General features: G+C 57.6%; 14 protein-coding genes. 5 read left to right on the plus strand and 9 right to left on the minus strand.

All coding sequences use genetic code 11. The features are described 5' to 3' along the window. Nucleotides 1–133: 133 nt before the first annotated feature. Nucleotides 134–271: a hypothetical protein gene (locus tag OJ965_RS10495; protein ID WP_009089769.1), complete on the plus strand. Its 138-nt coding sequence runs from the start codon at nt 134–136 to the stop codon at nt 269–271. 79 nt (nt 272–350) lie between these two features. Here the strand turns inward: OJ965_RS10495 and OJ965_RS10500 are convergent, their stop codons facing one another. The 8 genes from OJ965_RS10500 to betI all read right to left on the minus strand — a co-directional run bounded on the left by OJ965_RS10500 (nt 351) and on the right by betI (nt 7277). Beyond that, nucleotides 351–536: a hypothetical protein gene (locus OJ965_RS10500; RefSeq protein WP_009089771.1), complete on the minus strand. Its 186-nt coding sequence runs from the start codon at nt 534–536 to the stop codon at nt 351–353. Between the two features lie 109 nt (nt 537–645). Next, nucleotides 646–906, minus strand: coding sequence for a hypothetical protein (locus OJ965_RS10505; protein WP_009089772.1), 261 nt, complete (start codon nt 904–906; stop codon nt 646–648). Between the two features lie 147 nt (nt 907–1053). Continuing rightward, complete coding sequence (locus OJ965_RS10510) at nt 1054–2196, minus strand: acyltransferase family protein (protein WP_150029498.1); 1143 nt, start codon at nt 2194–2196, stop codon at nt 1054–1056. 199 nt (nt 2197–2395) lie between these two features. Continuing rightward, nucleotides 2396–2725: a multidrug/spermidine efflux SMR transporter subunit MdtI gene (gene mdtI, locus OJ965_RS10515; RefSeq protein ID WP_009089775.1), complete on the minus strand. Its 330-nt coding sequence runs from the start codon at nt 2723–2725 to the stop codon at nt 2396–2398. Further along, nucleotides 2712–3062 (minus strand): multidrug/spermidine efflux SMR transporter subunit MdtJ, encoded by a 351-nt coding sequence (gene mdtJ / locus OJ965_RS10520; RefSeq protein ID WP_009089777.1) that lies wholly within the window; start codon nt 3060–3062, stop codon nt 2712–2714. The genes mdtI and mdtJ overlap by 14 nt, the downstream gene beginning before the upstream one ends. A 426-nt stretch (nt 3063–3488) precedes the next feature. Then, the gene (gene betA / locus OJ965_RS10525) at nt 3489–5171 is read right to left on the minus strand and encodes a choline dehydrogenase (protein WP_009089779.1); all 1683 of its coding nucleotides are present in this window, start codon (nt 5169–5171) and stop codon (nt 3489–3491) included. A gap of 25 nt (nt 5172–5196) precedes the next feature. Then, a complete protein-coding gene (gene betB, locus OJ965_RS10530; protein WP_265139166.1) occupies nt 5197–6669 on the minus strand; it encodes a betaine-aldehyde dehydrogenase in 1473 nt (490 codons plus the stop codon). 14 nt (nt 6670–6683) lie between these two features. Further along, entirely contained in the window at nt 6684–7277 is a 594-nt protein-coding gene (gene betI / locus OJ965_RS10535; RefSeq protein ID WP_009089782.1) for a transcriptional regulator BetI, read from the minus strand. A 261-nt stretch (nt 7278–7538) separates the two neighbouring features. Between betI and OJ965_RS10540 the strand changes: the two genes are divergently transcribed. The 4 genes from OJ965_RS10540 to OJ965_RS10555 all read left to right on the plus strand — a co-directional run bounded on the left by OJ965_RS10540 (nt 7539) and on the right by OJ965_RS10555 (nt 12151). Beyond that, nucleotides 7539–9569: a choline transporter gene (locus tag OJ965_RS10540; protein WP_009089785.1), complete on the plus strand. Its 2031-nt coding sequence runs from the start codon at nt 7539–7541 to the stop codon at nt 9567–9569. 135 nt (nt 9570–9704) lie between these two features. Beyond that, on the plus strand, nt 9705–11054 hold the full coding sequence (locus OJ965_RS10545) for an MFS transporter (protein ID WP_150041118.1): 1350 nt from the start codon (nt 9705–9707) through the stop codon (nt 11052–11054). 126 nt (nt 11055–11180) lie between these two features. Further along, entirely contained in the window at nt 11181–11393 is a 213-nt protein-coding gene (locus OJ965_RS10550) for a DUF1272 domain-containing protein (protein ID WP_167430751.1), read from the plus strand. Between the two features lie 110 nt (nt 11394–11503). Next, nucleotides 11504–12151, plus strand: a complete 648-nt coding sequence (locus OJ965_RS10555; protein ID WP_265139172.1) for a metallophosphoesterase — start codon at nt 11504–11506, stop codon at nt 12149–12151. A gap of 2 nt (nt 12152–12153) precedes the next feature. Here the strand turns inward: OJ965_RS10555 and rsmF are convergent, their stop codons facing one another. Further along, nucleotides 12154–13620 (minus strand): 16S rRNA (cytosine(1407)-C(5))-methyltransferase RsmF, encoded by a 1467-nt coding sequence (rsmF, locus tag OJ965_RS10560; protein ID WP_420874792.1) that lies wholly within the window; start codon nt 13618–13620, stop codon nt 12154–12156. Nucleotides 13621–13842 lie beyond the last annotated feature (222 nt).

Genomic DNA, 13842 nt, shown 5'->3' on the forward strand with positions numbered 1-13842 from the left:
AGTTACCGCCAGGGTTAAAACATTAATAAGCACTGCTTTATGTTTCATGATGTTTTTTTGGCTTGCACTTTACCGGTAACATTATAGTTTAAGAGGTGATGTCGGATTACACACAACTGAAGGAGGGTTATTTATGGCGAAACATCATCTGCTTAAATCCATTGAAATTGCAGCCATTGTGCTGTTTGTCCTGATACTGGCGTATCTGGCGATCACCGGGATTTTGTCCTCAACAGGTATGGACCACGCCTGGCCTTACCCCACTAAGTAACTGAATGCAGCACCAGGGAAAATCATCAATATTATAAACAGATAACCCCCAGCCCACACCTGTGAGGCGGAATACCGGGTTACACCAGACTGACCGAAAGCAGCGTGAGCTCTTCCGTGTCCAGTGACAGACTTTTTTTCGTTTCGAACATAAACTGTTCCAGCGCCTCTTCCACATCATCCCCTTCGATAAAGGCGTGCGTGGTGACATGATGTTCACCTTCCGGCTTAATGACGTAAGACACAAACCACTTTTTCTTCTGCATGATGCTTCTCCTTCTGATGCTATAACGCGTTAAGAGCGGGCAATCGGTCGCGTGCTGTCCGGCATGGCGAACAGCGTGCTGCCGCGCTTGTCAGGGCTGATGACAGGGTTTAATCCAGCGGTGCGGGATGGAGCAGGTCGATCACATCATCGATCTCGTTACTGGCCGCATGACGATCGAGGGCGACAGCGTAGTAACGTCCTTTGCAGTAGTGCCGGGTCACCGCAACGCGGTGGCCGGTATCGCTGTCCGCTTCGCCGCCGGTGGCGGTCTGCAGATGGGGCGGGATCACCAGCTCACTTTCAAGTTGATCGGCTTCAATGATTAACGCGCCACCGTCGCTGGACAACAACAGATGCTGAATGCGCATAGATTTTCCTCTCCGTCGGATTGCTGACCGGGAAAGTGTAGTTCACTCCGGCAGGAGTGCAGGGCGTAAGACGTGGTTCCCTGCTGGTCGCGACATCGCAGGCCATAAAAAAGCCCCGCGAACGGGGCTTCTGAATCCATCTGTCACTCAGCTGGTCTGGTCAGCCAGCTTCGGGGCCAGAACGCGTTTACCCATGCGGATGCCGGGCTTCTCAACATATTTGTAGAGCAGCGACGCCAGCGCATAGGTCACCGGGATGGCAGAGACGCAGACAATCAGAAAGCGCGTCAGATCGCTTTTGAATTCGATATCCGTGTGATTCAGCAGCAGCGCGATCAATGGAATGACAATCAGCAGGTGCAGCAGGTAGACCGAGAACGAGACGTCGCCCAGCCAGGTGCTGAGACGGTTGTTCAGCAGCTTACGCGGCAGAGCAATCAGCTGCGCCATCCGGCTGCCCTGTGGATACTGCCAGAGAATGGCTGTCATACCGACGATCATCAGCGCTTCCATAATCACCTGCAGCTTGATGAACCCCAGACCCATTGCCACGCTGGCAACCGGTCCCAGCAGCGCAAAGGCGACGTAAAGCAGCGATTTGCGGCGGATGGCTTCTGCCAGCAGCATGCCCGACAGGAACATGTTCAGCTTGATCAGAATCATCGAAGGCATCTCAAATGCCTCATAATAATCGGCCAGCAGATAGCGTCCGGCGCAGCAGAGCACCATGATAGCGATCAGGGAGGCGGCATAGCCAAACCGCATCGTCACCAGCATGATGAACGGGAACAGCAGATAGAACTGCATCTCCAGTCCGATGCTCCAGTCAGGCAGTACGGTGTTAAAGCCGTACTCGGGCAGCATGCCGAACAGGAAACTGAAGTGGGTCAGCACATTTGCCAGCGACTGGTCGGTGTAACGTGACGACTCGGTTGCCGTGCCGGAGTAGAAATGCGCGATGGTGTCACGCATCTCGCCAAACCACGGCCCGTAAATCAGGGCGATGATTAACAGCAGATAGTAGAGCGGCGCGATGCGGAAAAAGCGACGGATCCAGAACTTTTTGATCGTTGCGGCGCTTTGCCATGGCTCTTTCTGCTGTCGCTCGACATAGTTTTTCGCCATCAGGTAGCCCGAAAGCAGAATAAACAGATCGACACCGATGCCAGGGGATGAAATCAGTGTGATATGGCAGTGAATCAGCAGGCTGATATGACCTACCAGTACCCAGAGAGAGGCGATGCCGCGTAATCCCTCAAGCTCAGTTGACCAACCTCGTGTTGCAGACATAACTCTTCCTCGTTTTTATCCGACCTTCGGCGCTCACTAAGCCTCAAGGCAACAGATATGTAAACGGCCCTTTACAAAAGTAAGAGGAATCTGAAGAAGAGAATGCTGAAAAAATCAACTTGAAAAGGGTAAAAACGCACAGAAAGTTAAGGGCGCGCAGCCGCACACCCTTAACCATTATTACAGCCCGGGACCTCTGTCAGGCCAGTTTTAACAGGAGCATACCGGCCAGCAGCAGGCTCAGGCCAGCCCAGCCTTTGCGGTTCAGTCGCTGACCAAACAGTACCCAGCCCGCAGCGACGGTGGCGATAATGCCAAAGCCACCCCAGACCGCATAGGCTATCGACAGGTCGATCCCTTTCACCGCCTGAGCAAGCGCGCTGAACGCGAGTAGCACACAGCAGAGCGAAAGCAGCCCGAATAGACGTTTTTTGAATCCATCAGAATATTTAAGGAATATATTGGCGGCAATCTCCAGCAGGATGGCGAGTGCCAGCCAGGCCGCATGGACAAAATCAGTGATGACCATGGTTAACCTCCGCTGATGATTCGGTGCCGGTTTTGATCAGGACGATTCCAGCAATTAGTGTCATCAGGCCGCCAATTTTCAGCGGTGACAGCGACTCGCCAAACAGCTGCACGCTGAACAGCGTAATCAGCAGGATGCCGATACCTTCCCACAGGGCATAAGCCACGCCCAGGGCGATATGTTTGATGGCGAAACTCAGCAGAATATAAGAACAGGCAATCATAGCCAGCATCATCAGGTAGCCATACTGGCTGCCGCTGAGGCTGGACCATTTCATAAACAGCGTACCGATTATTTCAGTCACGATAGCAAGTGATAATAAAACCCAGGCGTACATGGGGATCTCCAGCAACGAATAAATGACGACCTGCCACGCGCGATTGCGCGCAGACTCAGAACCATATCGAAGCGGAAGGGGACTACAGGGCGTTACGCCAGTGCTTATCAGCGACGTTCCGGGCGGAAAGGAAAGCAGGGGAAATCAGGGAATAAAACACAAAAAGTTTGCGCATAAAGTTTACAACGCATCCACATTGTTGCTTCTCATCAGTGGACGGAAAGTGCCTCCGGTTATCTACACGCAGGATTTATAGCATCCGGCATATCGTGAAATCAACAGCAGATGCTGCTTTGTTTGATTTTGATTAAGGTTTGATGATTTGCAGATGCAGGTTAACGGAAAACAATGTGTGGAATGGGGTGGGGAATAAAAAAAGCCGGGCAATAAGATGCCCGGCGAGGTTTAAAGTGACACTGTCACGATTTAGTCGCTGCGCTGTGGGGTGGTGCGCACAGGCGCCTCTCCGGCCACGTAGTAGGCTGCGGTGCTGCGCGGCAGCGGCTCGCGTCCACGGATCTTATCGGCAATCTTCTCACCGATCATAATGGTGGTGGCATTCAGGTTACCGGTGATGATCAGCGGCATGATGGACGCATCCACAACGCGTAATCCCTGCAGGCCATGCACCCGGCCTTCGCCATCGACGACCGCCATCGGGTCGTTGCCCATTTTACAGGTGCCGCACGGGTGATAAGCGGTTTCGCCGTGGTTACGCACGAACTCGTCCAGCTCCTCATCCGTCTGACATTCAATGCCCGGGCTGATTTCGCGGCCGCGATACTTATCCAGCGCGGGCTGGTTGATGATCTCGCGGGTGATGCGAATCGCATCGCGGAATTCATGCCAGTCCTGCTCATGCGACATGTAGTTAAACAGAATGGCCGGATGGCGGCGCGGATCGCGTGATTTCAGGCGCACATGACCGCGGCTGGGCGAACGCATCGAACCGACGTGACACTGGAAGCCGTGGGCATCAACGGCATTGGAACCGTTGTAGTTAATCGCCACCGGCAGGAAGTGATACTGAATGTTCGGCCAGCTGAACTCTTCACGGCTGCGGATAAAGCCACCGGCTTCAAACTGGTTACTGGCGCCGACACCGGTGCCATTGAACATCCACTCGGCACCGATTTTAGGCTGATTCCACCACTTCAGCGCCGGATAGAGGGAGACCGGTTCTTTACACTCATACTGCAGATACATCTCCAGATGGTCCTGCAGGTTTTCACCCACGCCTGGCAGGTCGTGAACCAGCGGAATATCAAACTGCTTCAGCAGTTCGGGCGAACCGACGCCGGAGCGTTGCAGGATCTGCGGCGAGGCGATAGCCCCGGCACAGAGCAGTACTTCACGGCGTGCGGTCGCTTTGTTCAGGGTGTTGCTGTCGCCCTGCAGAAACTCCACGCCCACCGCACGCTTACCGTCAAACAGGATACGGTCGGTGGTGGCATGCGTAATGATCTTCAGGTTGGCGCGGCCTTTAGCCTGATCGAGATAGCCGCGCGCGGTGCTGGAGCGGCGTCCCTGCGGCGTCACAGTGCGGTCCATCGGACCAAATCCTTCCTGCTGATAGCCATTGAGGTCATCCGTGCGCGGATAGCCCGCCTGCACGCCCGCCTCAATCATCGCTTCAAACAGCACGTTGTTGCCCGCTTTTGGCGTTGCGACGCAGACCGGGCCGTCACCGCCGTGGAAATCGTTCGGACCGATATCGCGGGTCTCCGCTTTGCGGTAGTAGGGCAGGCAGTCCAGATAACTCCAGTCCTCTAACCCTGGCGCGCTGGCCCAGTTATCGAGATCCATGGCGTTACCACGGATGTAACACATCCCGTTTATCAGCGACGAGCCGCCCAGGCCTTTACCACGGCCACACTCCATGCGGCGATTGTTCATGTAAGGCTCAGGTTCCGTTTCATAGGCCCAGTTGTAGCGTTTGCCCTGTAACGGATAGGCGAGGGCGGCAGGCATCTGGGTGCGGAAATCAAAACGATAATCCGGGCCGCCCGCTTCCAGCAGCAGGACGCTGACGTTGCTCTCTTCGGTCAGACGGGTAGCCAGAACGTTTCCTGCGGATCCGGCGCCGATAATAATGTAATCAAATTCCATTCATCGTTCCTCAGGTTAAGGGTGATTAAAAGACTGACTGAAAACGCGTCAGCTCAACCTGCACTGACTTCACCTGGGTGTAACTCTGTAAGGTCATCAGGCCATTCTCACGGCCAATACCGGAGTGCTTGTAGCCTCCGACCGGCATCTCTGCGGCCGATTCACCCCAGGTATTGATCCAGCAGATGCCGGCTTCAATCTGGTGGATGACGCGGTGCGCACGGTTGAGATCCTGCGTCACTACTCCGGCAGCCAGGCCATATTCGGTGTCATTGGCACGGCGGATCACTTCCTCTTCGCTGTCATAGCTCAGGATCGACATCACCGGTCCGAAGATCTCTTCACGCACAATCTTCATCTCATCACGGCAGTCGGTGAAGACAGTGGGTGCCACCCAGGCCCCCTGATCGAAGTCGCCGCCGGTCAGGCGTTTGCCGCCGCACAGCACACGTGCGCCTTCAGCGATGCCCGATTCGATGTAACGCATCACGTTGTCGCGATGAGTGAAGCTGACCAGCGGACCAAAATTGGTGGCCGGGTCGCGCAGATCGCCAGCCCTGATGCGGGCAACGCGCTCGCTGATTTTTTCCTCGAAAGCCGCTTTCAGCGACGCGGGAACAAAGACGCGCGTGCCGTTGGTGCAGACCTGACCGGAGCTGTAGAAATTCGCCATCATGGCGATGTCGGCGGCCAGATCGAGGTCGGCATCATCAAAGACGATCAGCGGAGATTTACCGCCCAGCTCCATGGTGACCTCTTTCAGGGTTGATCCTGCGGCATTGGCCATCACCTTTTTGCCGCTGACGATGCCACCGGTGAAGGAGACTTTGTCGATACCCGGATGTTCGGTCAGCAGCTGACCGGTAACTGCGCCAAGGCCTGGCAGCACATTGAATACCCCATCCGGCAGGCCCGCTTCGCTGTAGATTTCCGCCAGTTTCAGTGCGGTGAGCGGGGTCACTTCACTCGGTTTGAAAATCATCGCGTTACCCGCGGCCAGCGCAGGCGCAGATTTCCACAGGGCGATCTGAATCGGGTAGTTCCAGGCGCCAATCCCGGCCACCACGCCCAGTGGTTCGCGGCGGGTGTAGACAAAAGAGGTGTCGCGCAGGGGGATCTGCTGGCCTTCGATGGCGGGGATCAGCCCGGCGTAATATTCCAGTACGTCTGCACCGGTGACGATATCGACAGCGGAGGTTTCGCTGTAAGGTTTACCGGTGTCGAGCATCTCCAGCTCTGCCAGCTCATCGTTACGCTGACGCAGAATATCGACGGCGCGGCGCAGAATGCGCGAACGCTCCATCGCGGTCATCGCGGCCCAGACCTTCTGGCCTTTTCTGGCGGCAGCAACGGCGCGATCGACATCTTCCTGGCCGGCGGCATGAACCTCTGCCAGTACGTCGCCGTTGACCGGATTGATCGTCTGGAACGTTTCGCCAGACGCTGCGGCCACATAAGCGCCATCAATGTAGAGTTTCTGCTCGTTGAATCGGGACATGTTTTCTCCTTCCGTTATTCGTGCTCGCCAGCCAGTTGCTGACGGATGAACTGGGTGGTCAGTGTGCGGGCGATGACCGGGTCAAAAGGCTTACCGCTCAGCGCTGCGCGCAGCCACAGACCATCTATCAGGGCGGCCAGGCCATGCGCGGCAAGACGCGCTTTTTCCAGCGGCAGCTGACGCCGGAACTCCACCGCCAGGGTGGAGTAGAGCCGCCGGCTGCTGACCCGCTCCAGGCGGTTGAGCTGGGGCTGATGCATGCTGCTTGACCAGAAGTCGAGCCAGGCTTTCATCGCAGCGCTGTGCACCTGGGTTTCATCAAAATTCCCGTCAACGATGGCACACAGTCGCTGTTCAGCCGGGGCATCGGCCAGCGGCCGTAACCGCGTCAGAACCGCTTCGCGCAGCTGCCGCGTCACATCACGCATTGTGGCTTCCAGCAGGCCGTTCTTATCTTTGAAGTAGTGACTGATGATGCCGGTCGAGACCCCCGCCCGCCGGGCGATCTGGGCGATAGTGGCATCATTAATTCCAACTTCGTTAATCGTACTCAGGGTCGCATCAATCAGTTGCCGACGTCGTATCGGCTGCATCCCTACTTTTGGCATAGCTCCGCTCCGGCTCCGCCCTCAAATTGAACCCCTATTTAAACTTTTTTTGATTGCACGTTCAATATAAAAAGAAATTTTGTTAGGGTAGTGTTCTTTAAATGTAGCGTAAGCGAAACGGCAATGAGTGCTAAGCTCACTGTCAGCCGTTACGCTTAAACAGGAAGTAACAGAACGATAGGAGGCCGCACGGCCTGAAAACCCCGTGAGCGGCAAATGTTATCCATTGCGTATTTTCAGGATATTAACCAGAGGTAATCGATGAATAATCCACCTGCCGGTGAAAAAGACAGACTCAATCCCGTTGTATTTTATACCTCTGCCGGATTGATTCTGACGTTTTCACTTGTGACGATTCTCTACAGTGAACTGGCCGCGAGCTGGATCCTCAAGGCGGTTAACTGGGTCTCCGCCACCTTCGGCTGGTACTACATGCTGGCTGCCACGCTCTACATTGTCTTTGTGCTCTACATGGCCTGTTCGCGCTTTGGCTCGATCAAGCTGGGGCCGGAGCACGCCAAACCGGAATTCAGCATCCTCAGCTGGTCCGCCATGCTGTTTGCCGCCGGGATCGGGATCGACCTGATGTTCTTCTCGGTGGCTGAACCGGTGACGCAATATATGCAGCCGCCGGAAGGGGCGGGGCAGACGCTGGAGGCGGCCCGTCAGGCGATGGTCTGGACGCTGTTTCACTATGGCCTGACCGGCTGGTCAATGTATGCGCTGATGGGGATAGCGCTGGGCTACTTCAGCTATCGCTATAACCTGCCGCTGACCATCCGCTCCGCGCTCTATCCCATCTTCGGCAAACGCATCAATGGCCCGATTGGTCACACCGTCGATATCGCCGCCGTAGTGGGTACGATCTTCGGTATTGCGACCACGCTCGGCATCGGGGTGGTGCAGCTTAACTATGGCCTGAAGGTGCTGTTTGATATCCCGGAAGGACTGACCGCGCAGACCGCGCTGATCATCCTCTCGGTGGTGATCGCCACCATTTCGGTGACATCCGGCGTGGATAAAGGTATCCGTATCCTCTCCGAGCTCAACGTGGTGATGGCGCTGGGGCTGATCCTCTTCGTGCTCTTCTTCGGCAACACCGAATTTCTGCTGAATGCGCTGGTGCTGAACGTGGGGGACTACATCAACCGCTTTATGGGCATGACGCTCAACACCTTTGCCTTTGATCGTCCGACGCAATGGATGAACAGCTGGACGCTCTTCTTCTGGGCATGGTGGGTGGCCTGGTCGCCTTTTGTCGGCCTCTTCCTGGCGCGTATTTCACGCGGTCGTACCATCCGCGAGTTCGTGCTCGGCACCCTGATCATTCCCTTCACCTTTACGCTGCTGTGGCTGTCGGTGTTTGGTAACGCCGCGCTCTATCAGATTATTCATGGCAATGCGGGCTTCGCTCAGGAGGTGATGAATCATGCGGAGCGTGGCTTCTACAGCCTGCTGGCGCAGTATCCGGCCTTTAAACTCAGCGCTTCTGTCGCGACGATCACCGGTATGCTCTTCTACGTCACCTCTGCCGACTCCGGATCGCTGGTGCTGGGGAACTTCACCTCACGTCTCAAAGACATCAACAGCGATGCGCCCAACTGGCTGCGTATCTTCTGGTCGGTAGCGATCGGGGTCCTGACCCTGAGTATGCTGATGGCGAACGGCATCTCGGCCCTGCAGAACACCACCGTGATCATGGGTCTGCCGTTCAGCTTTGTGATCTTCTTTGTGATGGCGGGGCTCTATAAATCGCTGAAGATTGAAGATCACCGTCGCGCCAGCGCCACGCGTGACACCGCGCCCTATCTGGCCCACGCTACGGATCGCCGCACCTGGAAAAAGCGCCTGTCGCGGCTGATGAACTATCCGGGGTCGCGTTATACCCAGCAGATGATGGAAAAAACCATCTATCCGGCGATGGAAGAGGTTGCGAAAGAGCTGGAGTTGCGGGGTGGCCGGGTGTCGCTGGAGAGCGTCGCGCCGGATGCGGCCAACCCGATCGGCTATCTGGATCTGCGCGTGCATCTGGGCGAGGAGCAGGACTTCATCTATCAGGTCTGGCCGCAGCAGTACTCGATTCCGGGCTTTACCTATCGCGCCCGCAGCGGTAAATCGACTTACTACCGGCTGGAAACCTTCCTGATGGAGGGCAGCCAGGGTAACGACCTGATGGACTACAGCAAAGAGCAGGTGATCATCGACATTCTGGATCAGTACGAGCGGCACCTGAACTTCATCCATCTCAACCGTGAGGCACCGGGCAGCAATATCAGTTTCCCGAGCGCCTGACGCCAGGCCCGTCCGCACACTGCGGGCGGGCTTTTTTTTTGCCGTCAGCGGCAGGCAATGCCGCGCCGGACACGGATATCGACTATCTTTAGGGCTTAACTGGCCTGATGCCTGAAGGTGTAGACAGGGAGTCATATGGGAAAAATATTCAGTACGTTTCTGCCGCTCTACACCACCACGCTGCTGATGCTGCTGGGCTCCGGTCTGCTGACCACCTATGTTTCACTCCGGCTGGCGAGCGAGCAGGTGAACGGGGCACTTATCGGTGCCATCATCGCGGCAAACTATATTGGTCTGGTGATTGGAGGCAAAGTCGGGCACAACCTGATCGCCCGCGTCGGCCATATCCGCGCCTATGTCGCCTGTGCCGGGATCATTACCGCCTCGGTGATTGGCCACGGGCTGACCGACTTTATTCCGCTATGGGTGTTTCTGCGTCTGATCATCGGGCTCTGCATGATGTGCCAGTACATGGTGCTGGAGAGCTGGCTCAACGACCAGGCGGAATCCTCTCAGCGCGGCATGATTTTCGGCTTATATATGGTCGCGACCTATCTGGGGCTGAGCGGCGGTCAGGTGGTGCTGAGCCTGCAGAGTGGCTTTGGCGTGAGCACGCTGCTGATCGTGGCACTCTGCTTCGCGCTCTGTCTGGTGCCGATTGCGCTGACTACCCGTACCCATGTCAGGCCTATGACCCCCGCGCCGATGGAGCTGGGCTACTTTATCCGCACCATTCCCAAACTGCTCGGCACCACGCTGGTAACCGGCATGGTGATCGGGGCGTTTTACGGGCTGGCGCCGGTTTACGGCAGCAGCAAAGGCTTCACCACCAGTCAGACCGGCTACTTTATGAGCCTGACGATTTTTGCCGGTCTGGTTTCACAGTTCCCGCTGAGCTGGCTTTCCGACCGCTACGACCGTCAGCGGCTGTTATTTATCATCGCGCTGCTGTTTGCCGTCTCCTGCGTGCCGCTGATTATGCTGCCGCATCTTACCTTCCACTGGATGATAGGCATCGCCTTTGTGGCCAGTATGATGCAGTTCGCGCTCTATCCGCTGCAGGTTGCGCTGGCGAACGATCAGGTTGCCGCCGAGCGACGGGTGTCGTTAACCGCCTGTCTGCTGATGGCGTTTGGGATTGGTGCCAGCATCGGGCCGCTGGTGGTAGGGGCGCTGATGCAGCCGCTGGGCAGCAATATGCTCTATCTCTTTTTCGCCGTCTGCGCGCTGGTGACGGGCGGGCTGAGCTATGTGCGAACGCCACGTCCGTTGCCGACAACCGAAGTGCCGCTGCCGCATGTGGTGATGCCTGATAGCCTGGCAACCTCACCGCTGGGTGCGGCCCTGAACCCGACGCTTGAAGAGGAGGTGATCCAGGCGTCAATGGGCGGTCAGGAGCCGGAAGAGGAGAGCGATGAATCTGAAGAGCAGCCAGAAGCCGGGGAAGAGCCGGACGACCGCGCCACGGATAAGACGCAACTCTAAAGCCGGGCCGCGGTCTGCACCCTTGAGGCAGAATGTCCCGATCTGACCCGACTTTGTCTCTCCGCTGACTCGACAGCCGGGACGCCACGCGCGAAGCTGACGCATCATCCTGACAGGAGTGCCGCCATGCTTGAACTTCGCCCCCGCTGTGAACGCTGTGACTGTGACCTGCCGCCATCTTCCCTGGCGGCACGGATCTGCTCATTTGAATGCACCTTCTGCGCGGAGTGTGCCGAACACCTGCAGCACCGTTGCCCCAACTGCGGCGGAGAGATGGTGCGCCGCCCGGTGCGTCCGGCGGAGAAGCTGGAGGCGTATCCGGCGAAAACGCGCCCCTGATCTGCCACGGGGCCTGCCCGCTTTCCCACTGCGCTGCCGTTGCTTGTGTCGGTGCAGAGGCGGATCTGGCTATACTGTGCAGAGGCTTAAGCGACGCAGGCGGAGGATCAATGTCTTACCAGTTTCTCGAGGGGTCAGCGTGGCGACATATCTGGGTCGTGGGCGATCTGCACGGCTGCCGCGCTGAACTGGATGCGCGGTTACAGCAGCATCAGTTTGATCCGCAGCAGGACTTGCTGATTGCCGTGGGTGACCTCATCGATCGCGGGCCCGACAGCCTGGGGTGCCTGGCGCTGCTGAAGCAGCCCTGGTTTCGCAGCGTGAAGGGCAACCATGAGGAGATGGCCCTGTTGGCGTTACAGGGTCACGAAAAGCAGCGCTGGCAGATGAACGGCGGCGACTGGTTCTGGCGGCTGCGCGGCAGTGCCATCGTTTCGGCGCGTCACGCGCTGCTGCGCTGTCGCGATCTGCCGCTGATCGTGCATTTACAGCTGGGGGCGCGTACCGTGGTGATTGCCCATGCGGATTACCCCGCCGCGGAGTACGCCCTGGATAAACCGCTGGACTGGGAGCAGGTGGTCTGGAGCCGTCAGCGGCTGGAGGGGCTTCAGGCCGGCGCAGAAAGCGGCATCCGCGGGGCAGATGCCTTTTATTTTGGTCATACTCCGCTGAAGGAGCCGCTGACGGTGGCCAACCTGCACTATATCGATACCGGTGCGGTGTTTTGCCATCATCTGACGATGGTTCAGCTGCAGTAATTTCAGCGGAACAGACGCCCGTCCCGCACCAGCTCGCGGGGGTAGCTGTTCTTGATACGGCTGCCGACTTTCTTTGCCAGCCCCAGCGGCTGCTGCTGATAAGTGACAATCATCTCATTACCGGCGGGTTCGCTTTCCGGATAGATATCCCGCCCGCGATACCACTCTTCTGCCTCGGCTGCCGTCAGTTCGAAGGCGTGCTTCGCATCCGGTTGCGCCAGCGCGATGACCGCCTCATGCTGCCAGCGATAGCCTTTCGCGAAGGTTTCAGCCAGCTTGAGGCCAATTCTTGAGAAACGCACTCTGCCCAGCAGCGGGGTGACGGCCTCCGGGAACAGCCAGATCTCTTTATCACGCTGCCACAGCACCAGCGAATCGTCCCAGCGTAGTGAGACGGCGGCGGCGGCCTGAATGATGTCGCTCTCCAGCTTGCGGCTGACGTGCGAGAAGGGCAGCTTGCCGACTTTATAGCCCGGTGCAGGCAGCGGATCGACCGACGCGGTTTTGCGCAACCGGGCCACAAAAAAGCCTTCGCTGTCGAACATCTGCGGGAAAACGTGCAGATAACCCTCTGGCGTGGCGGCCTGCTCCGCCCCCGCAAACAGTTCGTTGAGCGGCAGGATCTCCACGGCGTCGGGGTAACGCTGCAGCAGCCAGGCGATGACCTGCTGATTCTCAATCTGATTCAGGGTGCAGGTCGAGTAGACCAGCGTGCCGCCCGGTTTAAGGGCATGGAAGGCGCTGTCGAGCAGGTCGCGCTGGGTGGCGGCAATCTCTTCTGTACTGGCCAGCGACCAGTTTCTCAGGGCATCGGGATCTTTCCGCATCACCCCTTCGCCTGAGCAGGGGGCGTCAAGCAGGATGGCGTCAAACTGTTCCGGCAGCGCAGGACCGAAAACCCGGGCGTCGAAATGTGTCAGCGCACTGTTGGTGACGCCGCAGCGGGTAATATTGGCGTGCAGGACTTTCACCCGGCTGGAGGAGAACTCATTGGCCAGAATGATACCCTGATTGCCCATCCTGGCCGCAATCTGGGTGGTTTTTGAACCCGGTGCCGCCGCCATATCCATCACGGCGCTGACCGCGGTCTGCGCGTCAAACAGGGCAGTGACCGGCAGCATGGAGCTGGCTTCCTGAATATAGAACAGGCCGCTGAGGTGTTCCGCGACGCTGCCCAGCGGCAGGCTCTCATCTTCCCGGCTGATCCAGAATCCCTCTTCGCACCACGGCACCGGCGTAAGCTGCCACTCATAGTCTGCGGTGAGACGCAGGAAGTCAGCCACGCTGATCTTCAGGGTATTCACCCGCAGCGTGCGGCGCAGCGGCTGCTGACTGATGGCGAGGAACTGCGCGAAGCTGGCCTCATCGGGCAGGCTCTGACGCATTAAAGAGAGAAAATCGGCGGGGAAAAGCGAAGCAGCATCTGACACGGGCACATTCCAGTTAAGGCAAAGGCGGCAGTGTACCATGCAGAAAGGAAACGGGCAGCCAGGCTGCCCGTCTCAGGAGGAATAAGTCTGGCGCGGTTTTGAGCAGAGGCATACAGGCCGCTGAAAACGTGAAGCGATGGGAGCATACGCCCGGAGTAAAGCATAGCGGGCCAGGGATGGTCCGCGCTGAGCCCGCCAGGGATGGCGGTTTTTGCGTCTTTGCGGAGGGCGTATGCTCCCTGAGCCTGCTCGATGCAAAGC

The sequence above is a fragment of the Pantoea anthophila genome, from assembly GCF_026104315.1.
GTDB lineage: Bacteria > Pseudomonadota > Gammaproteobacteria > Enterobacterales > Enterobacteriaceae > Pantoea > Pantoea anthophila.